A 722-nucleotide genomic window follows, 5' to 3' on the forward strand; every position below is an offset into this window, starting at 1 on the left:
GTTGGTGACGCCCGCGCGTTTGGCGAGTTCACGCTGGGAAAGCCCTTTGAGCTTGCGGATCGATTGCAGTCGTTCACCGACGTCCAAGGCGGGAGCCTCCTGATGTTGTAAGAATATTGAGCGTTATCATGGCGACAGCGTTCAGTATTTACAACAGCTGGCCCCCGCAGCGGCGTCAACCCTCGGAATAGAGCCTTGGCACCCGTTTCAGGTTGCAGAAGATCTGATACGGGATGGTATCGGCCCACTTTGCCACGTCGCTGGCGAGGATGTTCTTACCCCACAACTCGACGGTCGAGCCAAGCCCCGCTTCCGCTACGTCGGTCAGATCGATGCAGAGCATGTCCATCGACACGCGCCCCAGCAGGCGGCTGGGTTTGCCCGCCACCAGCACGGGTGTGCCGGTCGGCGCCTGACGCGGGTAACCGTCGGCGTAGCCCATGGCGACCACGCCGATGCGCATTGGCTTGTCGGTGATGAACCTGGCGCCATAGCCGATCGGTTCACCGGCCGGCAATTCACGCACGCTGATGACTTTCGATTCGAGGGTCATTACCGGTTGCAGGCGTTCAGCGACGGCGTTGGCTTCTTCGAACGGGGTCGCGCCGTAGAGGATGATGCCCGGACGTACCCAGTCGCTTTGGATTTCTGGCCATCCGAGCACCGCTGGCGAGTTGCGCAAGCTGACTTCCGCCGCCAGCCCCTGACGCGCCGCTTCGAAC

General features: G+C 61.9%; 2 protein-coding genes. Both read right to left on the minus strand.

Annotated features, from left to right (window positions below):
- On the minus strand, positions 1-87 hold an 87-nt coding region (locus J5M71_RS26175), incomplete at its 3' end, for a helix-turn-helix domain-containing protein (RefSeq protein ID WP_122670630.1).
- A gap of 88 nt (positions 88-175) precedes the next feature.
- On the minus strand, positions 176-722 hold a 547-nt coding region (gene alr, locus J5M71_RS26180; protein ID WP_207838353.1), incomplete at its 5' end, for an alanine racemase.

It is taken from the genome of Pseudomonas sp. 43(2021) (genome assembly GCF_017490805.1).
Classification (GTDB): domain Bacteria; phylum Pseudomonadota; class Gammaproteobacteria; order Pseudomonadales; family Pseudomonadaceae; genus Aquipseudomonas.